The following is a 19,591-nucleotide window of genomic DNA, read 5'->3' as shown; positions in this document are numbered from 1 at the left end:
CAGAGCCGAGGCTCTGCGTTTTTACTTCAAGGCCTTTGACTGGCTTAGGCCGCGTGCTTGCTTCCATCGGCCAGCACCGCCAGCAATCGCGCTTTGTCCTTGCGGTAAGTATCGACGGCCGCTTCCTTGACGTGGCCGAAGCCGCGGATTTTCTCGGGCAGGCTCGCCAATTCCACGCAGGTAGCCAGGTTTTCCGGCGTCAGGTTGACCAGCATTCCCGCCAGCAGTTCGCGGTATTCGACGATCAGGGCGCGCTCCATCTTGCGCTCGGCCGTATAGCCGAAGACGTCAAACGTGCCGCCGCGCAGACCCTTGGCTTTCGCCAGCAGCTTGAAGGCGCGCCACATCCAGGAACCGAACTCCGCCTTCACCAGATGCCCTTTCGCATCCTTTTTCGCGAACAGCGGTGGCGCCAGGTTGAATTTCACGGAGAAATTCCCTTCGAACTGCTGCTGCAATTGCTCCACGAAACGGCCATCCGTGTACAGGCGCGCCACTTCGTACTCGTCCTTGTAGGCCAGCAATTTGAAGTAGCTCTTGGCCACAGCCGTCGACAGCTTCTGGCCCAGTCCCAGGGTATTCTCGCGGTCGCGCACCTGTTTGACCAGGGTCAGATAACCGTCCGCATACGCGGCATTTTGATACGCCGTGAGGAACTCCACGCGCTTCTTGATGACGCTATCGAGGCTTTGCGGCATTTGCACGATGATCGCTTGCGATGGCGTGGCGATCTGCGTGACACGGCGCACGTCGACGGCGGCGCGGCGGCCCCACAGGAAGCTTTTCTTGTTCGATTCGATGCCTACGCCATTGAGTTCAATGGCGCGCAGCAGCGCCGCTTCCGTCAACGGGATGCGGCCCTTTTGCCAGGCGTAACCGAGCATGAACAGGTTGGCGGCGATCGAGTCGCCCATCAGCGCGGTAGCCAGCTTGGTCGCGTCGATGAAGTCGGCCGCGTCGGCGCCGCCCACGGATTCCTCGATCAGCTGGCGCACTTCCGCCGTCGGATATTGCCAGTCGGCATTCTGCGCAAACGTGCCCGGCGGCTGCTCATGCAGGTTGACGACGGCCAGGCTGCGGCCCGGGCGCATTTTCGACACGGCATCCTGCGCGCCGGCCGTCAGCATGTCGCAGCCTAAAATCAGGTCCGCTTCGCCCGTGGCGATGCGCTGCGCGCGGATATGCGCCGGCGACTTGGCGATTTTTACGTGCGAGGTGACGGAACCGTTCTTTTGCGACATGCCCGTCATGTCCAGCACGGAGGCGCCCTTGCCTTCCAGGTGGGCTGCCATGCCCATCAGCGCGCCGACGGTGATGACGCCCGTGCCGCCGATGCCATTGATGAGGATGTTATACGGCGCGTCGCAGGCTGGCAGGGTGGGTTCCGGCAAGGGGCCGAAGTTATCCGTCTCGCCCGGCTTGCCGGCGCCTGTTTTTGTTTTTTTCAGGCTGCCGCCCTCGACGGTGACGAAGCTGGGGCAAAAGCCCTTGGCGCACGAGTAATCCTTGTTGCACGAGGATTGGTCGATGGTGCGCTTGCGGCCAAATTCCGTCTCTTTCGGCAAGATCGACACGCAGTTCGACTGCACGCCGCAGTCGCCGCAGCCTTCGCAGACGGCGTCGTTGATGACCATGCGTTTGGCAATGTCCGGATATTCGCCTTTCTTGCGGCGCCGGCGTTTTTCGGCCGCACAGGTCTGGTCGTAGATCAGCACCGACACGCCTTGCACTTCGCGCAATTCGCGCTGCACGGCATCCATGTCCTTGCGGTCGTGCAAGGTCAGATGGGCGGGCAGGTTCGAACGGTCGCTATAGCGCGACAGATCCTCCGTCACCAGCGCGATGCGGGCGATGCCTTCGGCCGCCACTTGCTGCGCCATCATGGGCACGGTGATCAAGCCGTCCACGGGCTGGCCGCCCGTCATGGCGACGGCGTCGTTATACAGAATCTTGTAGGTGATGTTGACCTTGGCGGCTTGCGCGGCGCGGATGGCCAAATACCCCGAGTGGAAATACGTGCCGTCGCCCAGGTTCTGGAACACGTGCGGCAATGTGGAAAACGCGGCCTGGCCGATCCACGGAGCGCCTTCGCCGCCCATGTGCGTGGTCAGCTTGTTCATTTCCGGGTAGATCGACGTGGCCATCACGTGGCAGCCGATGCCGGCCAGCGCCAGGCTGCCGTCCGGCACCTTGGTCGAGGTATTGTGCGGGCAGCCGGAGCAGTAAAACGCGGGGCGGAACGGCGTGTTCACGGCCTTTTTCAGGACCGCATCCTTGGCGTCGAGGAAACTCAGGCGTGCCTTGATCAGGTCGCAGGTGACGGGGTCGGAAATCAGGCGCGCGATGCGGCTGGCGATGACACGCGCCACTTGCGAGACGGAAAAATCCGCCTTGGAGGTCAGCAGCCATTCGCCGCGCGGTGCCACCCATTCGCCTTTTTCGTCGAATTTGCCGATGACACGCGGACGCACGTCGTCGCGCCAGTTGTACAGCTGCTCCTTGAGCTGGTATTCGACGATTTGCCGCTTCTCTTCGACCACGAGGATTTCATCGAGACCTTGCGCAAACTCACGCACGCTGTCCGGTTCCAGCGGCCACGGCATGGCCACCTTGAACAGGCGCATGCCGACGTCGGCCGCCATTTGCTCGTCGATGCCCAGCTCTTCCAGTGCTTCGAGCACGTCGAGGTAGGATTTGCCGGAAGCGATGATGCCCAGCTTGGCGTTCGGGCTGTCGATAGTGGTGTGGTTGAGTTTGTTTTCGCGCGCGTAGGCCAGGGCCGCATAAATCTTGTAGTCCTGCATCAGCGCTTCCTGGTTGCGCGCCTGCTGGCCCAGCGGAATGCTCGACAGGCGCGCGTTCAGGCCGCCTTCGGGCATGATGAAATCCTGTGGAATCTTGACTTCCACGCGGAATGGGTCGGCATCGATGGAGGCCGACGATTCGACCGTGTCGGCCAGCGCCTTGAAGGCCACCGTGCAGCCGGAAAAGCGCGACATGGCCCAGCCGTGGATGCCCAGGTCCAGGTATTCCTGCACATTGCATGGGTACAGCACGGGAATCATCGAGGCGGAGAACAGATGGTCGGACTGGTGCGGCAGGGTCGACGAGTACGCGCCATGGTCGTCGCCGGCCACCAGCAGCACCCCGCCCAGTTTCGCCGTGCCCGCATGGTTCATGTGCTTGAAGACATCGCCGCAACGGTCCACGCCCGGGCCCTTGCCGTACCACATGGCGAACACGCCGTCGTACTTGGCCGGGCCGATCAGGTCGACCTGCTGCGAACCCCAGACGGCCGTGGCGGCCAGGTCTTCGTTGACGCCGGGCACGAACTGCACGTGGTGGGCTTCCAGCTGTTTCTTGGCTTTCCACAGGTTTTCGTCGAGGCCGCCCAGGGGCGAACCGCGGTAGCCGGAAATGAAGCCGGCCGTATTCAATCCGGCAGCCTGGTCGCGCAGGCGCTGCATCATGGGCAGGCGTACGAGGGCCTGGATGCCGGACAGGAAGATGGCGCCGGAAGTGGCCGTGTATTTGTCGTCGAGGCTGACGGTGGTCAAACGGGAAGTGTCGGGGGGCGTAGATGGCGCGGCACCGGCGTTTCTAGCGAACGCTGCGGAGCCGTTTTCCGTGGTCACGGACATGGCTGTCTCCAAAAGGGTGTTTCAGATAGCGGCTGTACAAGGTCGCGCCCGGTAAGGCGCGCGCTGTGCAGACGGGATGGCCGCGTGTGGGCGGCACATAGCTATTTTAAATTTAAAATAGTTAATGTGGTCAGTGTAGAACGGGGAGAAGGAAGCGGCAAATACGCTTTGGCGATGGGGGTATAAGAAATACTTATGCCATGGGCGAGAGCACATGCGCCCCCACCCAGCGTCCGCTGCCGCACAGCTCGGCGGCCACTTGCAGGACGAGGTTTTTGACGGCGTTGCCCGCATTCGTCAGGGGAATGTTCTTCGACGCACACAGGGCCACCGTGCGCGACAGCACGGGGCTGTGGATGGCATAGCTGCGCATGGCGCCGCTGTCCAGTTCGGCCAGCAGGGGCGCGGCCGGCAAGATGGTGGCGCCCATGCCGGCCAGGATGGCCGATTTCAGGATGGCGATCGAGTTGATCTCGATCACGTTCGCCGTTTCCAGGCCCAGTTCGCGCGCGCGGCTGTCGATGCGCGGTCGCACGCCATGTTGCAAGCCCGGCAGGATCAGGGTGGCACTCAGTGCTTGCGGGAACGACAGCGCATGGCCCGGGGGCGCGAACGGCGAATCGCTGCGGCAGATAAAACGCATCTCTTCTTCCACCAGCGGGCTGCAGGCAAACGGCGTGAGCTGGCCATCGTCAAACAGCACGGCCAGGTTGATGCGGCCTGATTTCAATTGTTCGTTCAGGTTGCCCGTGATTTCTTCCGTCAACTGCAGGGTGATTTCGGGGTAGCGCTCGCGCGCGGCGAGCAGCAAGGGCAGGGCCAGCGCGCCGGAGATGCTGTGCGGCAAGCCGAGGGTGACGTTGCCGGATGGACGCGTGGCGCTTTGCGTGACGGCCGAGCGGGCGTCGGCCACCTGTTTCAGGATCGCCTGCGCGTGTTCGTAAAATACCTTGCCCGCGTCCGTGCTGAGCACGCCCTGGGCCGAGCGGTGCAGCAGCTGCACCCCCAGTTCTTCTTCCAGCTGGCGCAGCTGCTGCGTCAGGGCTGGCTGCGCCACATGCAGGATCAGGGCCGCGCGCGACAGCGAACCGTGGTCGACGATGGCAACAAAGTAGCGTAGTTGGCGCAGTTCCATGGGTCCCAGACGCTGTGTGGTGAGCGGAAAAAACAGGCTGTTGCGCCGCAGCGCCAAACGCGGCCAGCAGAATAACAATTTTGTTATACTCATTCTAGCGCCTTCGGTGCTCCAGACGTGTATTTGTGGAAAGACAGCATGCTCAAGAAAGTTGATTCGTCTCAATTAAAAGTGGGCATGTACATCCACGACCTCAGTTGCGACTGGATGACGCATCCGTTCGTGCGCAACCGTTTCCTGTTGCGCAGCGATGATGAAATCCGCAAGATCGTGCAAGCCGGCATCCATGACGTGGTGATCGACAGCGGCAAGGGGCTCGACGTGCAGGATGCGCCCACGGTGGCGCAGGCGCGGGCAGAGACGGAACGCGAACTGGTGCAGATCGCCACGCCGCCGCAGGTGGTCACGCGCGTGTCGCTGGGCATGGAACTGGCGCGTGCCACGCAGGTGCGGCAGCAGGCATCGAGCCTGGTGCGCACGGTGATGGCCGATGTGCGCCTGGGCAAGGCCGTCGAGATCGACCGCGTGCAGCACACGGTGCAAGATATCACCGAATCGATCTTGCGCAATCCCGGCGCCCTCGTCGGCTTGTTGCGCATCAAGAGCAAGGACGACTACACCTTCTTGCATTCCGTTAGCGTGTGCGCGCTGCTGGTGGCGTTTTGCCGCTCGCGGGGCGTCGATGGGGACACCACGCACCAGGCTGGCCTGGGCGGCTTGCTGCACGACACGGGCAAGGCGCTAGTGCCCGACAGCGTGCTGAACAAACCCGGCCCCCTGACGCCGGAAGAATTTGCCCTGATCAAGCGCCATCCGCGCGATGGCTACGACATCCTGCGCCGTTCGCCCGAGCTGGGCGCCATTCCCCTCGACATCGCTTTGCACCACCATGAGCGGCGCGATGGCAGCGGCTACCCGGACCAGCTGGCCGGCGACGCCATCAGCGAGCTGGCGCAGATGTCCGCCATCGTCGACGTGTATGACGCGCTGACGTCCGACCGCAGCTATCACAAGGGTATTCCCGCTGCCGAAGCCCTGCGCAAGATCTATGAGTGGAGCAAATTTCATTTCAACCCCGTGTTCGCGCAGGATTTCATGCGCTGCGTGGGCATCTATCCGGTCGGCACCATGGTGATGCTGGAATCGGGCCGCCTGGCCGTCGTTATCGAGGCGCACGAAAGCAATCTGCTGGCGCCGAAAGTGAATGTGTTTTTCAGTACGAAGAGCAATGCCTACATCAAGCCCGAGACAGTCGACCTGTCGCGCGGCTTAGGCTTCGGCGGCGGCGACAAGATCGTCGGCCATGAGTCGGCCGCCAAGTGGCAGGTTGATCCCATGCGCTTTTTATCGCTAGCGGATGCCTAGAAGAACTCCGCCGTATCGTTCGAGGCGATGGTAGTTAACAGGCCCTTGGCGACCAGCTCGTCATAGTGGCAAGCCAGGTTGCGACCATGGCTTTTCGCGTAGTACAGGGCCTGGTCGGCGCGGCCGAGAATGATGACCGGTGCCTCGTAGGCGTTGATGCTGACGAAGCCCACGCTGACGGTGACTCTGCCCACTTGCGGGAAGTCATGCGCCTCGACATTGGTGCGGAATCGGTCGATGATTTTCTGCGCATTTTCCAGGGTGATCGAGCGCAGCAGCACGACGAATTCCTCGCCGCCGAAGCGGAAGATGCGGTCTTGCGAGCGGAACGACGATTGCAGCTGGTTGGCGATCAGGATCAGCACTTCATCGCCATACAGGTGGCCGAACTTATCGTTGACCAGTTTGAAATGATCGACGTCGATCACGGCCAGCCATTGCCGCTCCGTGTCCGTATGGTGGCGCCGTTCTTCATCGACGGGACGCGGCTTCTCCGCTTCCGGTTCGCCGCGGCTATGCAGGATTTTCGCCAGCTGGTCGTCGAAGGTCTTGCGATTCAACAAGCCGGTGAGCGAATCGCGTTCGCTGTAGTCGAGCAGGTTCTGGAAATTGCGGTACACGCTGACGATGCCGCCGATCACCTGGATGGTGGCGCCCGTGTACGGCGTGGGGTTGGTGATTTCCAGGCAGGTGGTGACCTGGTCGCCGATCCAGATGGGCAGCCACAGCAGGTGGCGGCCGTCGGCGCACAGGGTATCGGCGCTCGCTTCATGGTGCGCGATGCAGGCAGCCAGCGCCGGATAGTCCGACAGCGGTTCGCCCGGCAGAGTAGGGTCGTTATGCTCTTCCATGCGGGCCACGCTGCCCGCCACGATGATGGCCCGCGACCGCACGAACACCTGGCCACGCACGGTGGTCAGTGCCAGCACACGGGTCTGCGACGCGGAAGCGAGTTCCTGAACTGCCGAGATCACGGAGATGTCGAGCATCGTATGGTCGCGGTGCCCGGTCATGTCCACCATGTGTTTCAGTAGGGAATCCATTGTCGTTCTCTGGAAAGTAGTCACACAAGTGTCGTCATAGCAGCATTGCATCAAGCAATTCGCGTCCGTCTACAAGAAGCCAAGATTTATTTGGTGGCATGACGCTCTTTACCGCAGGGCGAGCGGCCTTTCCAAAGAAGAGCTAAGCAGGATAATGTCTTTTTGCCTAATAGGCAATTAACGTATGCAATATTTCATGTAAATACATGAGATTCATGCACTGCGTTGCAAAAAACTTGCATTGACGAAGGCTTTCAATCCTGATCGCAACATTTGTTTGCGTCAGCCCTCATTTCAACAAGGTTTGATAATTTCCATGTGGAAACTTGTGGCGCGTCAATTTGCCAAAATATAGACGCTTTATAGTCAACGCAATGGCGCAGAAATTTACGGCAGGAAACATATTAGCAGGAATGGGCAATGTTTCACACCCGATTGCGCCAGGGACTTGTGATTCACTTTTGGGAGCTTGTCATGCATACCTTCCTGTCGGCAGTACAGCAGTTTGTCAAGGATGAGGATGGCATTACGGCAATCGAATACGGCTTGATTGCGGCTTTGATGGCTACCGCCATCACGGCCGGTTTCTTGCTGATCAAGACCAACTTGCTGGCCGTCCTCACCGACATTTCATCGAACCTGGTGTTGACGCCCTAAGCGGGTACCCGCCATCAGCCGTCCGGTGGCGGGTTTTTTTCATGGGGTATGCCATGCCTGCAACTGCCTTGTGCGACCTGCTGTTGTTGTGCTTTGTGACGGGAGCCGCCGTCAGTGATTTGATCCGACGCAAGATACCGAATGGTTTGGTGCTATCGGGCATCCTCGCCGCGCTGACCTTGCACCTGTGGCTGTGGCCGCAAAGCGTGCCGTCGTTGTGGCTGGGCGGCATGGCGACGGGCTTCTTCCTGTTCCTGCCTCTATACGTGCTGCGCGGCATGGCCGCTGGCGACGTCAAGCTGATCGCCATGGTGGGTGCCTTTGCCGGTCCCTGGCCCGTGCTGCAGATCTGTTTCGCCACCTTTGTGCTGGGCGGCCTGATGGCCGTGCTGATGATCACGTACCAAGGCAAGTGGCGTGCCTGCCTGGGCAATCTGCGCCAGCTGCTGTGGCCAATGATCGCGCGCATGGCTGGCATTCCCCTGGCGCCCGCCGCCCTGGGCAGCGGCGCCAGCGTGGGCAACATGCCGTACGGACTGGCCATTGCCCTGGGCTGTCTGGCGGTGCAAGGGCGGCATTATTTCTGATTGGCATTCATTGCTCTGAATCAATGGGCGCCGGTTCCCGCTGGCTAGAATGAACTCTGTTCAATGCAGTCTTAACCGGCTTGGAGACACAGCATGACCGAGGTCGACTATTCCATGAGCAGCGAGAGTGCGCCGCGCCCCGCCGACGCGAACCTGATGCCGCCCTTGCCGCCGCAGCCGAAGAGCCTGCGCGAAACGGGCCTGGAGCGCCCGCTGGTGGTCGAACTGATCGCCAAGCTGATGTTTGTGGGCGGCAAGACGCACCTGTCCGCACTGACGACGCGCTTGCGCCTGTCGATCAATGTCTTGCGCGAAGTGCTCGATTTCATGGTGGCCGAGCAGATGGCCGAAGTGGCCTGGCGCGGCGAATCCGAGATCGACGTGCAGTACCAACTGACGGGTGCCGGCAAGCAGCGCGCCAGCGCCTTCCTCGAGCGCTGCGCGTATATCGGCGCCGCTCCCGTCACGCTGGAAGCGTACCGCGCCATGGTGACACGCCAGTCGTGGCTGGCGCAGGAACAGCGCGTGGGCAGCGATGACCTGGCCGCCGTGCTGGGCAGCGCCCATGCTGGGCCGGGCATGCTCGACGTGGTGGGCGCGGCCCTGCATTCGGGGCGCTCGCTGCTGCTGTACGGTCCGCCCGGCAGCGGCAAGTCGACCCTGGCGCTGCAGCTGGGCCAATTGCTGCACGGGCTGGTCGCCGTGCCGTACGCCATCGTTGTCGGCCAGGACATCATTCAATTGTACGATCCGGCCCAGCACCTGCCGCCCGCGCCGCAGCATGTCAGCCATGCGCGCCAGGCGCTGGAGCGGCGCAGCACCGACATCCGCTGGGTGCTGTGCCAGCGTCCCGTGATCCATGTGGGCGCCGAGCTCGACGCCGGCATGCTGGAGCTGCGCCATGACGCCAGCGGCGGCTGCTACCAGGCACCGCCCCATGTGCGGGCCAATAACGGCATGCTGATCATCGATGACCTGGGCCGCCAGCGCCTGGGCGCGCAAGAGCTGCTGACGCGGCTGATGCTGCCGCTGGCGCGCGGCAGCGACCAGCTGGGCTTGCCCGGCGGCGTGCAGATTAGCGTGCCGTTTGACAACGCCCTGGTGCTGGCCACGAATATGCCGCCGGGCGAGCTGTTCGATCCTGCCTTGCTGCGCCGCATCGGCTACAAGGTGCAGGTGGGGCCGCTGGCCGAGAGCGCCTATCGCGCCCTGTTCCGCCAGCAATGCCGCCTGGCCGGCATGGCCATCGATGAACTGGCCGTGAACCACCTGCTGCAGCTGCATGCGGCGCAGGGACGGCCCTTGCTGGCCAGCTATCCGCAGGAATTGCTGGCGCGCATAGGCGACTTTGCCGGCTTTGCCGGCTGCGAAGCGCGCCTGACGGTGGCCGCCCTGGAGCAGGCCTGGAACAGCCTGTTTGCCAGCTGCGACATGCCGACCGCCAGCCTGTGCGAGCGCATCGCATGAAACACCGGCGCGCCCTGCTGATGATGGCCCTGGCGGTGGTGCTGGGCCTGCTGGCCGTGTTGCTGGCCTCGCACTGGCTGCTGCGCCAGACGCCGGCCGGCAAGGGCAAGATCGTCGTCGCCGCCAGCGATGTCAACCTGGGCCAGCGTCTGACACCCGAGATGCTGCGCCTGGCCGAGTGGCCTGCGGAAAGCCTGCCGCAGGGCGCGCTGCAAGACCCGGCAAAACTGGCGGGACGGGTGCTGAAAACCAGCGTGCTGCGCGGCGAACCGCTGAGCGAAGCCAAGCTGGCACCGGTGGGCACCCTGGGCGGCCTGTCGGCCCTGATCACGGAAGGGCGGCGCGCCATCACCGTGCGCGTCAACGATGTGATCGGCGTTGCCGGCTTTGCCTTGCCGGGCAACTATGTCGATATCATCGTGAGCACCCAGCAGGATGCCGGCGAGCGCGCGTTTCCGCAAAGCCGCAACATTTCCAAGATCGTCCTCGAACGCATCCTGGTGCTGGCCGTGGCGCAGGAAGTGGGACGCGACGAGACCAAGCCGCGCGTGGTCAATGCGGTGACCCTGGAAGTGACGCCGGAACAGGCGGAAAACCTGGACCTGGCGCGCAGCGTGGGCAGCCTGTCGCTGGTGCTGCGCAACCAGGTCGACCCGCAGCCGGGCGTGACGGCGGGCGCGACCAAGCTGACCCTGCTGGGCGGACCGCATGAGGCCGAGCCCGCTCCCGCCATCGCCGCGCCCGTGCTGGCCGCCGCGCCGCGCCCGGTGCGCGTGGCAAAGGCGCCGCCGGAACCGCCGCGCCAGTGCAGCGGCGTCATCGACGGGACGCGCCAGTCGCGCGAATGCTTTTAGTCTTGTTGCCTTGCTCAACCATGGACACGCTCATGAACCGCGCCCTGCTGACACTGTGCTGCCTGCTGTTGCCGCTTGCCGGCGCGGCGGCCGATCCCGGCCCGCGCTGCGGCGGAGAAGCGGCTACACCCGGCAACTTGCAGCTACAGGTGGGCAAGTCGAGCATGCTGCGCCTGCCCGAGGCGGTGCTGGCCCGCAGCGTCGGCAATCCGGCCGTGCTGCAAGCCATGCTGGTGGCACCCGACACCCTGTACGTGGTGGGCGTCGATGTGGGCAGCACGAATATGATCATCCAGGGACGCAGCGGCGTGTGCAGCGTGGTGAACGTCAGCGTCAGCATGGACCCGTCCAGCTTGCAAGCGACCCTGGCGTCACTGATGCCGGAAGAAAAAGCCCTCCGCGTGACGGCCGTGGCCGATACACTGGTGTTGTCGGGCACGGTGCAGGATGCGGGCGCCGTGCTGCGCGCCGTCGAGCTGGCACACGCCTACGTGCGCCGCGCCACCGCTCCGTTAACGCTGCCCAGGCCCGCCGATGGCGCCATGGCTGCGCCGGTGGCGGCCACGGCGCCCGCTGGCGGCGCGAACAGCCGCGTCATCAATATGCTCGACGTCAGTGCGCCGCAGCAGGTGATGCTGGCCGTGCAGATTGCCGAAGTGTCGAAGTCCCTGCTGGAGCGGCTGGAAGTGGGAGCCACCTTGCGCTTCGCGTCCGGCAGCTGGGCCACCACCTTGCTGTCGAATTTCCTCAGCGGCACGGCCAATGGCTTGCTCCACGTGCGCAAGTCGAATGGCCAGCAGCTGACCATCGAGGCGCAGAAACAGGATGGCCTGGTGCGCATCCTCGCCGAGCCGACGGTGATGGCAATCAGCGGGCAGGAAGGCAGTTTTTTGGCCGGCGGCAAGATCTTCATTCCCGTCGGCCAGGACAACAACAAGATCACCCTGGAAGAGCGCGAGTATGGCGTCGGCCTGCGTTTTACTCCGACCGTGCTGTCGGGCGGACGCATCAACCTGAAGGTGGCGCCGGAAGTGTCGGAACTGTCGCGCGAAGGAGTGGGCATTTCCGCCGCCGGCGTCAGCGGCCGCTCTATCCTGCCTGTCATCACCACGCGGCGCGCCTCGACCACGGTGCAGCTGTACGACGGCCAGAGCTATGCCATCGGTGGCTTGATCAAGAACAACCAGGTGAGCAACATCACGGGCGTGCCCTGGCTCAGCGAAGTGCCCATCCTGGGTGCGCTGTTTCGCAGCACGGATTTCCAGCATGACCGCACGGAATTGCTGTTCGTCATTACCGCGCACCTGGTGAAGCCCTTGCCGGCCGATACCGTGCTGCCGACGGCGCAGCTGGCGCCCCCTTCGCGCACGGACTTGATGTTGGGCGGCAAGATGGAAGGGACGCTGGCGCCGCCGTCCGTGCCGACGCTGCGCGCGGCGAATGGTTTCGAGCTGAAATGAGATGGGGAGACATGCCATGCCGAACTCGCTTTTGATGTCGCTGCGGCGCCTGGCGGCGCTGCTGCTGGTACTGCAGCTGGCCGCCTGCGCGCACGGCAGCACGCCGCAGCTGGACCGGCGCTTCGGCGACGCCGTGCGCCTGGCCATGGCGCAGCAGGTGCGCGATCCGGCCAGCCTCGGCAATCGCCTGCCAGCCGATGGCCTCGATGGCCCCAGTGCGCACGCCGTCATGCAGCGCTACCGCGCTTCGTTTGCCGAACCGAACGCGCAGGCTCCGCAGCCCGTGCAATTCATGTTGGGAAGCGGCAATGGCAAATAGACGCCGGTGCCAGCGCGGGGCGATGCTGATCGCCTTTTCCATCCTGCTCATCGTGGTGCTGGGCTTTATCGGGCTGGCGCTCGACGTGGGGCAGGTCATCGGCCGCAAGACGGAATTGCAGAACCTGGCCGACAACGCGGCGCTGGCGGCGGCGGCGGAACTGGTCGGCACGCCCGAGGGTCTGCTCATTGCCGTAGCGAAAGCCAAGCACAGTGCGGCCGACAGGAGCGCATGGCGGCGCCGCATGGAGGGCGCCATCCTGTCGGATGCCAGCATCCGTTTCGCCAGCACACCCGACGCTCCCGCCAGCGAGTGGCATGCGGCGGGCGCCGTGCCCGACGCCACCACGGCGCTGTTCGTGCGCGTCGATACGCAGGCCAATGACCCGTCGCTGGGTCGGGTGGCGACGGCGTTCCTGGGCGCCTGGTCGCCGGCGCTGCGCACCTTGGACACGGGCGCGCGCGCGGTGGCGGGACGGTCCAGCCTGCACCTGACCCCGCTGGCCATCTGCGCGCTGTCGGGCAGTGCCGCCAGCCCGCGTACGAATGCCGCCCTGCTGCCGGCCGTCGAGTTGCTGGAATATGGCTTTCGCCGTGGCGTGGCGTATAACTTGTTGAAGCTTAACCCGCATGGCCCGGCGGCCGAACATTTCGTGCTCAATCCGCTGGGCCGGCCGGGCATGCTTGGATCGTCGTTGCACGTCAGCGAGGCGAGCGTGCTGCCGTTTGTCTGCAGCGGCACGGTGCTGTATCCGCGCATCGGCAGTGCGTCGGTGCACGTGCATCGGCCCTTTCCTGCCGCGCTGTGGCCCGCCTTCAACGCGCGCTTCAATCAGCATGCGGGCAGCGGCTGCCATCCCGTCACGGCGCCGCCCGACACGAACATCCGCGCGTATCCGAATACGGCGGCGAACTGGTGGATGACGAATACGCCCGATGCGCCAAGCGCCCTGAGCACCGGCAATCCGCTGCTGTCCGTGGCCGACCCGGAATCGAACGCGACGCCTCCCACGCTCGGTAGTTATGGACCGCTGTGGTCGTTTGCCAAGGCAGTCAAGTACAGCAGCGTGAAGCCGCCCGGCGGCTATCTGCCGTTTGCCACCAGCGACTGGCCCAGGCTGTATCCCGCTGCCCCGGCCGCGCCGGCCGCCAAGTCCGGCTATCCTGCCACGCCGCCATACCAGACGCTGGCTTACCAGACGGCGCCGACCGGCAACACGGGCGTGGCGCAGCGGCGTTTGCTGCATATTGCGCTGCTGGCTTGCCCCGTGCCGGCCGGTAGTGACGTGCTGGCCCAGGTGCGCGGCATCGGCCGTTTCTTCATGACGGCGCCGGCCAGCAATGGCGTGCTGAGCGCCGAATTTGCCGGTCTGGTGGCCGAGGGTACGCTGATCGGCCCGGCGGAGCTGCTGCAATGAAGCCGCTTTGCCGCGTGCCAAGTCGTCAGGGCGGTGTCGCCGCCATCGAGCTGGCGCTGATCCTGCTGTTTTTTATGGCGCTGCTGCCCTTCGTGCTGCTGTTCGGCCGCGCGCTGCTGGTGTACACGGCCCTGCAAAAAAGTACGCACGATGCGGCGCGCTACCTGGCGACCATGCCTCTGTCGCAGATGGCCAATGCCGATGCGGCGGAGCAGGGTGTCGTGTTTGCCCGGCAGATGGTGCGGCAGGCGATGCTGGAATCCTGGCCAGGCATGAGCAGCGGGAAAGTCAACGTGGATTGCATCTATAACGATGACTTTTACAGCTGCGGCAACTACCCGACGGCGCCGCTGCAGGTACGCATCAAGGTGTCGGTGGACATGCCCGTCGATATCCTGCCCGAGCTGACGCGCAAGTGGCTGCCGCAGCTGGCGCCGATCCCGCTGCGTGCGAATGCGACATTACGCTATGTCAACTAACCTGCATATCTGGCAGTGGCGGCAGCGCCAGGGCGGCGTCTTCGCTGTCGAGTTCGCCATGCTGGCGCTGCTGTTCTTCCTCTTCCTGTTTGCCATGCTGGAAGTGGCGCGCGCCGTGTACGTGTGGAACATGGTGCACGAAATTACCCGGCGGGCGGCGCGCGCCGCCGCCGTCACCGATTTCAGCAATGCCGGCGCGCTGCAGGCCGTGCGCACGCAAGCCGTGCTGCGCGCCACGCCGGGCGCGCTGCCGCTGGGCGGCGGCATCAGCGACGCGAATGTGCGCATCGATTATTTGTCGGAGAGCAGCGGCGGCGCCGCGCTGGCGGCAGTGCCCGTGACGGTGATGCCAGGCTGTCCGCAACGCAACCGCATCAATTGCCTGGACGACCCGCATGGCGCCAGCTGCATCCGCTTCGTGCGCGCGCGCCTGTGCGTGCCGAGCGACGGCGCGCGCTGCGAGGCAGTGCCGTACCGGCCCGTCCTGCCGCTGCTGGGGGTGATGTTTCCCTCCGGCGCAGGCGCCATACGTTTTCCCAGCGGGGCCACCATGGCGGTGGCCGAGTCGCTGGGCTATCCGGACAATCCCGGTTTTTGTCCATGAGCGCCGATCCGCGGGCGCAGCCGAATGTGTTGTATTGAGTGAAGGAGGGGGCATGAAAGCCTTGATGATTACCCGCGACGCCAGCTTGCACGATGAAATCGCGGCGCAAGGCGCGGCCCGCATGCCCGTGCTGCGGTTGCTGGAACGGCGCAGTGGCCTGCGCGACGCCGTCGAGCGCATGCTGCCCGAAGCGCCCGAACTGGTGATCGTCGACGCCAGCGGCCTTGACGCCGACGAGGCGGACTTGCTGGAACGGTTGGCGCGCCAGTATCCGCTGGCCGTGCTGATGTTGCTCACGCGCGGCCAGCAGCAGGATGTGCTGATCCGCGCCATGCGCGCCGGCATGCGCGAAGTGCTGCAACTGCCGCTGGTACACAAGGCCTTCCATGAAGCGATGGACCGCGTCGATATCCAGGCCGGCGTCACGCAGATGCGCGACGGCAAGGTCCTTGCCTTCATTTCGTGCAAGGGCGGCAGCGGCGCCACCTTCCTGTCGACGAATTTTTCCTACGCGCTGGCCAGCCTGGCCGGCTGCAAGGTGCTGCTGATCGACCTGCACGGCCAGTTCGGCGACGCCACCCTGTATGTCTCGGACCAGAAGCCGGCCATGACCCTGTCCGATATCTGCGCCCAGATCGCGCGCATGGATGGCGCTTTCCTCGCCTCGTGCCTGGTGCACGTGACGCCGAACTTCGGCGTGCTGGCGGCGGCCGACGACCCCGCGCACAAGGTCGACATGCAGCCCGAGCACATGGACCGCATCCTGGCCGTGGCACGCCAGCACTACGACTACATCGTGCTCGACGTGGGGCGCCAGATCGATGCGCTGTCGCTGCGCGCGCTCGACAACGCCGACGCTATCTACCCGGTGCTGCAACTGGCCTTGCCCGACATCCGCGACGGGCGCCGCCTGCTCGATATTTTCCGCTCGCTCGGCTATCCGGGCGAGCGCTTGCGCCTGATCGTCAACCGCTATGAAAAGGGCGGGCGCCTGCGCCTGGCGGACCTGGAACAGGCGCTGGGCGCGGACGTGGTGCACACGGTGCCCAACGATTACGTCGCCGCCACGGACTCCGTCAACCAGGGCATTCCGCTGCTGCAGCTGTCGCGCACCAGCGCCGTGGCGCGCAGCCTGGCCGAGCTGGTGGAGCTGGTGACGGCGCGCCGCGTGACGGAAAGCCGCGGCCTGTTCGACCGTCTGTTCAGCCGCAGCGAGGCTTAGGACTGCAATAGATGTCAAGGCTCCCGCCGGGGGCCATCATGGGAGGCGAGATGACTTTACGCGAACGCCTGGCGGCGAATGAAACGGTGCGCCCCGCCAGCAATGGGCAAGGGGCGCTGGCGCTGCACGCTTACCAGGAGCTGAAAAAGACCATGCACCAGACGATACTCGACCGTATCGACCTGGAACGCCTGAAGCGCCTGACGGCCGAGCAGTTCAAGCACGAACTGGCGCTGCTGGTGCAGCGCGTGATCGAGGAAGAGCGCATCGTGCTGAACCAGCACGAGCGGCATAGCCTGGTGCTCGACATCCAGCACGAGATGCTGGGCTTTGGCCCGCTGGAACCATTGCTGGCCGATGCCAGCGTGTCCGACATCCTGGTCAATACCTGCGACAAGGTGTATGTCGAGCGGGGCGGGCGGCTGCAGCTGACGGACGTGACGTTCCACGACAATGCGCACCTGATGAAGATCATCGAAAAGATCGTCTCGCGCGTGGGACGGCGCGTCGACGAATCGAGCCCGATGGTCGATGCGCGCCTGCCGGACGGCTCCAGGGTCAACGCCATCATTCCGCCGCTGGCCGTCGATGGCCCGATCCTGTCGATCCGCCGTTTTGCCGTGCAGCCTTTGAGCATCGCCAACCTGCTCGACTACAAGAGCCTGACGCCGCCCATGGTGCAGGTGTTGCAGGCGCTGGGCCAGGCCAAGGTCAACATCCTGATTTCGGGCGGCACCGGCAGCGGCAAGACGACCCTGCTCAACGTGCTGTCCGGCTTCATTCCCGGCAGCGAGCGCATCGTCACCATCGAGGATGCGGCCGAACTGGCGCTGCGCCAGCCGCACGTGGTACGCCTCGAAACGCGTCCGCCGAATATCGAGGGCAAGGGCGAAGTGAGCCAGCGCGCGCTGGTGCGCAATGCGCTGCGCATGCGGCCTGACCGCATCATCCTGGGCGAGGTGCGCGGCGCTGAGGCGCTCGACATGCTGCAGGCGATGAACACGGGCCATGAGGGTTCGCTGGCGACTATCCACTCGAATACGGCGAGGGATGCGCTGGCGCGGCTGGAAAACATGGTCGGCATGGCCAGCGTGAACCTGACGCCGCGCGCCACGCGCCAGCAGATTTGCTCGGCCGTGACAGTGGTGATGCAAGTGTCGCGCCTGACGGACGGCGCGCGCAAGCTGGTCAGCCTGCAGGAAGTGACTGGCATGGAAGGCGACATCATCGCCATGCATGAAATCTTCCGCTTCGAGCAGACCGGCGTCGATGCTGATGGCAAGGTGCTCGGCCACTTTTGCGCCACGGGCGTGCGGCCACGCTTCACGGAACGCCTGCGCATGTTTGGCGCGCCCGTGCCGGACACGGTGTTTGACCCGGATCGAATTTATGAGTAAGGGGGAGCGATCATGGACCTGGTCTTCTACGGCTTCGCCGTGCTGCTGTTTGCCGCCTGCATCCTGATGGTGGAAGGCGCCTGGCTGTGGTGGTCGGGCACATACGGCGGCGCGGCGCGGCGCATCAACCGGCGCTTGCGGCTGATGGCGGCGCGCGGCGAGGCGGGCGGGGAGCGGGTCTCCATCCTCAAGCAGCGCCGCTATGCGCGTGCGCCCGGCCTGGAGCGCTTGCTGCGGCGCACGCCGCAGGCGGCGCAGCTCGATTACCTGCTGCTGCAATCGGGCTTGTCCTGGTCGGTGGCGCAATTCATCGGCGTCACCGTGGCCCTGTTGCTGGCGGCCTTGCTGCTGCTGGTAGCCTGCTCCATGCCTTTTCCCGGCGCCTTGCTGCTGCTGGCCAGCGCCGTGAGCGCACCGTGTTTGTTCGTCCTGCGCGCGCGCGCGGCGCGGCTGAAAAAGATCGAGGCGCAATTGCCGGAAGCGGCCGATTTCCTGGCCCGCGCGCTGCGCGCCGGCCACTCGTTTTCGAATGTGCTGCAAATGGTGGGCGAAGAGTTGAGCGAGCCGATCAGCGGCGAATTCAAGATGGCGCATGAAGAAATCAATTACGGCGTGCCGATGAACGAGGCGCTGCAAAACCTGGCCGCGCGCATTCCACTGACGGACTTGCGCTACCTCGTCATCGCCGTGCTGGTGCAGCGCGAATCGGGTGGGAACCTGGCCGAAGTGCTGGTCACCATCGCGCGCATCATCCGCGCCCGTTTAAAACTGCTGGGACAGGTGCGCGTGCTGTCGGCCGAGGGGCGCATGTCGGCCTGGGTGCTGGGACTGATGCCGGTGGTGATGATCGGCGTCATGGCGCTGGTCAACCCGCAATACATCCGCCTGCTGTGGACCGATCCCAGCGGCATCAAACTGCTGTGGTACGCGGCCGGCATGGTGGCGCTGGGCGTGGTCTGGATGCGCAATGTGATACGTATCAGGATATAACAACAGGGGGTGGCATGAACGGTTCGCAACTGCTGTTTCTCGTGATTGTCTTCGTCGTGGTCGTGGCGCTGGCCCTGCTGGGGTGGCTGATCTTCTTTCCCGGCCCCTTGCGCCAGCGCCTGTTTGGCGCCATGGTGCCGGCTGCCAGCGACGCGGTGGCCGACCATGGCTGGGTGGAGCGGGTGGCACGCGTGGCGCAGCCGTTCAGCAAGCTGTCGCTGCCGGAAGAGGGCTGGGAACGTTCGCCGCTGCGCACGCGCTTCATGAACGCGGGCTGGCGGCAAGCGAGTGCGCCCGCCCTGTACTTTGCGGCGAAAACCATGCTGGCCCTGCTGTTTCCCACCGTGCTGGGGCTGTATGCGGCCAGCGCCATGGCGGCGCAGTTGCGCAGCGTGCTGCTGTTGCTGCTGTGCGTCAGCGCCACCATCGGCTATTACCTGCCGAACCTGGTGCTGGCCAGCACGGCCAAACGGCGCCAGCGCGACATCTTTGAAAACATCCCCGATGCGCTCGACTTGCTGACCGTGTGCGTTGAGGCGGGCCTGAGCCTGGAGCGCGCGCTGGTGAAGGTGTCGGGCGAAATCCACATCAAAAGCGTGGTGCTGGCGCAGGAATTGCAACTGGTGCTGATGGAAATGCGCGCCGGCTTTTCCAAGGAAAAGGCGCTGCGCAACCTGGCCCTGCGCAGCGGCGTGGAAGATGTCGATACCCTCGTCGCCATGCTGATCCAATCGGAACGCTTCGGCACCAGCATGGGCGATTCGCTGCGCGTGCATTCGGAAAACCTGCGCAGCAAGCGCAGTCTGCTGGCCGAGGAGGCGGCGGCGAAGATCGCCCTGAAACTGCTGTTCCCGCTGATTTTTTGCGTCTTTCCCACCCTGATGCTGGTGCTCATGGGGCCGGCCGTGATCGAAGTCTATCGCGTGCTCGTGCCGGCCATGGCCAGCCGCTGAA

17 protein-coding genes are annotated in these 19,591 nt (G+C 64.4%); 14 read left to right on the top strand and 3 right to left on the bottom strand.

Annotation, left to right across the window (positions count from 1 at the left end; genetic code table 11):
- Positions 1–44: 44 nt before the first annotated feature.
- Positions 45–3,641: an indolepyruvate ferredoxin oxidoreductase family protein gene (locus tag ACQ4WN_RS10860; RefSeq protein WP_436551545.1), complete on the bottom strand. Its 3,597-nt coding sequence runs from the start codon at positions 3,639–3,641 to the stop codon at positions 45–47.
- Positions 3,642–3,834: 193 nt separating this feature from the next.
- Positions 3,835–4,776 (bottom strand): LysR substrate-binding domain-containing protein, encoded by a 942-nt coding sequence (locus tag ACQ4WN_RS10855; RefSeq protein ID WP_436551616.1) that lies wholly within the window; start codon positions 4,774–4,776, stop codon positions 3,835–3,837.
- A gap of 138 nt (positions 4,777–4,914) precedes the next feature.
- On the opposite strand from ACQ4WN_RS10855, the gene ACQ4WN_RS10850 reads away from it, so the two are divergent.
- Complete coding sequence (locus ACQ4WN_RS10850; protein WP_436551544.1) at positions 4,915–6,141, top strand: HD-GYP domain-containing protein; 1,227 nt, start codon at positions 4,915–4,917, stop codon at positions 6,139–6,141.
- Here the strand turns inward: ACQ4WN_RS10850 and ACQ4WN_RS10845 are convergent.
- Positions 6,138–7,184, bottom strand: coding sequence for a GGDEF domain-containing protein (locus ACQ4WN_RS10845; RefSeq protein WP_436551543.1), 1,047 nt, complete (start codon positions 7,182–7,184; stop codon positions 6,138–6,140). The two genes, ACQ4WN_RS10850 and ACQ4WN_RS10845, sit on opposite strands and share 4 nt — an antisense overlap.
- A 474-nt stretch (positions 7,185–7,658) precedes the next feature.
- Here ACQ4WN_RS10845 and ACQ4WN_RS10840 point away from each other — a divergent pair, with 474 nt between their 5' ends.
- From ACQ4WN_RS10840 to ACQ4WN_RS10780, 13 genes are all read left to right on the top strand, one after another.
- Complete coding sequence (locus ACQ4WN_RS10840) at positions 7,659–7,841, top strand: Flp family type IVb pilin (protein WP_034752975.1); 183 nt, start codon at positions 7,659–7,661, stop codon at positions 7,839–7,841.
- A 53-nt stretch (positions 7,842–7,894) separates the two neighbouring features.
- Entirely contained in the window at positions 7,895–8,428 is a 534-nt protein-coding gene (locus tag ACQ4WN_RS10835; protein ID WP_436551542.1) for an A24 family peptidase, read from the top strand.
- 93 nt (positions 8,429–8,521) lie between these two features.
- On the top strand, positions 8,522–9,895 hold the full coding sequence (locus ACQ4WN_RS10830; RefSeq protein WP_436551541.1) for an ATP-binding protein: 1,374 nt from the start codon (positions 8,522–8,524) through the stop codon (positions 9,893–9,895).
- The gene (gene cpaB / locus ACQ4WN_RS10825) at positions 9,892–10,749 is read left to right on the top strand and encodes a Flp pilus assembly protein CpaB (protein ID WP_436551540.1); all 858 of its coding nucleotides are present in this window, start codon (positions 9,892–9,894) and stop codon (positions 10,747–10,749) included. The genes ACQ4WN_RS10830 and cpaB overlap by 4 nt, the downstream gene beginning before the upstream one ends.
- A 32-nt stretch (positions 10,750–10,781) precedes the next feature.
- The gene (locus tag ACQ4WN_RS10820) at positions 10,782–12,209 is read left to right on the top strand and encodes a type II and III secretion system protein family protein (RefSeq protein WP_436551539.1); all 1,428 of its coding nucleotides are present in this window, start codon (positions 10,782–10,784) and stop codon (positions 12,207–12,209) included.
- A 16-nt stretch (positions 12,210–12,225) separates the two neighbouring features.
- The gene (locus tag ACQ4WN_RS10815; protein ID WP_436551538.1) at positions 12,226–12,528 is read left to right on the top strand and encodes a hypothetical protein; all 303 of its coding nucleotides are present in this window, start codon (positions 12,226–12,228) and stop codon (positions 12,526–12,528) included.
- Positions 12,518–13,945 (top strand): TadE/TadG family type IV pilus assembly protein, encoded by a 1,428-nt coding sequence (locus ACQ4WN_RS10810; RefSeq protein WP_436551537.1) that lies wholly within the window; start codon positions 12,518–12,520, stop codon positions 13,943–13,945. The genes ACQ4WN_RS10815 and ACQ4WN_RS10810 overlap by 11 nt, the downstream gene beginning before the upstream one ends.
- Entirely contained in the window at positions 13,942–14,424 is a 483-nt protein-coding gene (locus ACQ4WN_RS10805; RefSeq protein ID WP_436551536.1) for a TadE/TadG family type IV pilus assembly protein, read from the top strand. The genes ACQ4WN_RS10810 and ACQ4WN_RS10805 overlap by 4 nt, the downstream gene beginning before the upstream one ends.
- Complete coding sequence (locus ACQ4WN_RS10800; RefSeq protein ID WP_436551535.1) at positions 14,414–15,028, top strand: TadE/TadG family type IV pilus assembly protein; 615 nt, start codon at positions 14,414–14,416, stop codon at positions 15,026–15,028. The genes ACQ4WN_RS10805 and ACQ4WN_RS10800 overlap by 11 nt, the downstream gene beginning before the upstream one ends.
- 52 nt (positions 15,029–15,080) lie before the next feature.
- Positions 15,081–16,250 carry a CpaE/TadZ family protein gene (locus tag ACQ4WN_RS10795; RefSeq protein WP_436551534.1) on the top strand — a complete coding sequence of 390 codons (1,170 nt, stop codon included), beginning with the start codon at positions 15,081–15,083 and terminating at the stop codon, positions 16,248–16,250.
- A 50-nt stretch (positions 16,251–16,300) separates the two neighbouring features.
- Positions 16,301–17,647 (top strand): TadA family conjugal transfer-associated ATPase, encoded by a 1,347-nt coding sequence (locus tag ACQ4WN_RS10790; protein WP_436551533.1) that lies wholly within the window; start codon positions 16,301–16,303, stop codon positions 17,645–17,647.
- A gap of 12 nt (positions 17,648–17,659) precedes the next feature.
- Positions 17,660–18,637 carry a type II secretion system F family protein gene (locus ACQ4WN_RS10785; RefSeq protein ID WP_436551532.1) on the top strand — a complete coding sequence of 326 codons (978 nt, stop codon included), beginning with the start codon at positions 17,660–17,662 and terminating at the stop codon, positions 18,635–18,637.
- Positions 18,638–18,651: 14 nt separating this feature from the next.
- Positions 18,652–19,590 (top strand): type II secretion system F family protein, encoded by a 939-nt coding sequence (locus ACQ4WN_RS10780; protein WP_436551531.1) that lies wholly within the window; start codon positions 18,652–18,654, stop codon positions 19,588–19,590.
- Position 19,591 lies beyond the last annotated feature (1 nt).

This window comes from Janthinobacterium pasteuri (genome assembly GCF_051380775.1).
Taxonomy (GTDB): domain Bacteria; phylum Pseudomonadota; class Gammaproteobacteria; order Burkholderiales; family Burkholderiaceae_D; genus Janthinobacterium.
This window is presented reverse-complemented; position numbering and strand designations above follow the sequence as displayed.

What these genes read in the sequence shown, in the direction of transcription:
- ACQ4WN_RS10855 (WP_436551616.1), bottom strand. Translation starts at nt 4,776, where the DNA reads ATGGAACTGCGCCAACTACGCTACTTTGTTGCCATCGTCGACCACGGT.
- ACQ4WN_RS10815 (WP_436551538.1), top strand. Translation starts at nt 12,226, where the DNA reads ATGCCGAACTCGCTTTTGATGTCGCTGCGGCGCCTGGCGGCGCTGCTG.
- ACQ4WN_RS10820 (WP_436551539.1), top strand. Translation starts at nt 10,782, where the DNA reads ATGAACCGCGCCCTGCTGACACTGTGCTGCCTGCTGTTGCCGCTTGCC.
- ACQ4WN_RS10835 (WP_436551542.1), top strand. Translation starts at nt 7,895, where the DNA reads ATGCCTGCAACTGCCTTGTGCGACCTGCTGTTGTTGTGCTTTGTGACG.
- ACQ4WN_RS10800 (WP_436551535.1), top strand. Translation starts at nt 14,414, where the DNA reads ATGTCAACTAACCTGCATATCTGGCAGTGGCGGCAGCGCCAGGGCGGC.
- ACQ4WN_RS10845 (WP_436551543.1), bottom strand. Translation starts at nt 7,184, where the DNA reads ATGGATTCCCTACTGAAACACATGGTGGACATGACCGGGCACCGCGAC.
- ACQ4WN_RS10810 (WP_436551537.1), top strand. Translation starts at nt 12,518, where the DNA reads ATGGCAAATAGACGCCGGTGCCAGCGCGGGGCGATGCTGATCGCCTTT.
- ACQ4WN_RS10860 (WP_436551545.1), bottom strand. Translation starts at nt 3,641, where the DNA reads ATGTCCGTGACCACGGAAAACGGCTCCGCAGCGTTCGCTAGAAACGCC.
- cpaB (WP_436551540.1), top strand. Translation starts at nt 9,892, where the DNA reads ATGAAACACCGGCGCGCCCTGCTGATGATGGCCCTGGCGGTGGTGCTG.
- ACQ4WN_RS10780 (WP_436551531.1), top strand. Translation starts at nt 18,652, where the DNA reads ATGAACGGTTCGCAACTGCTGTTTCTCGTGATTGTCTTCGTCGTGGTC.
- ACQ4WN_RS10840 (WP_034752975.1), top strand. Translation starts at nt 7,659, where the DNA reads ATGCATACCTTCCTGTCGGCAGTACAGCAGTTTGTCAAGGATGAGGAT.
- ACQ4WN_RS10805 (WP_436551536.1), top strand. Translation starts at nt 13,942, where the DNA reads ATGAAGCCGCTTTGCCGCGTGCCAAGTCGTCAGGGCGGTGTCGCCGCC.
- ACQ4WN_RS10830 (WP_436551541.1), top strand. Translation starts at nt 8,522, where the DNA reads ATGACCGAGGTCGACTATTCCATGAGCAGCGAGAGTGCGCCGCGCCCC.
- ACQ4WN_RS10795 (WP_436551534.1), top strand. Translation starts at nt 15,081, where the DNA reads ATGAAAGCCTTGATGATTACCCGCGACGCCAGCTTGCACGATGAAATC.
- ACQ4WN_RS10850 (WP_436551544.1), top strand. Translation starts at nt 4,915, where the DNA reads ATGCTCAAGAAAGTTGATTCGTCTCAATTAAAAGTGGGCATGTACATC.
- ACQ4WN_RS10790 (WP_436551533.1), top strand. Translation starts at nt 16,301, where the DNA reads ATGACTTTACGCGAACGCCTGGCGGCGAATGAAACGGTGCGCCCCGCC.
- ACQ4WN_RS10785 (WP_436551532.1), top strand. Translation starts at nt 17,660, where the DNA reads ATGGACCTGGTCTTCTACGGCTTCGCCGTGCTGCTGTTTGCCGCCTGC.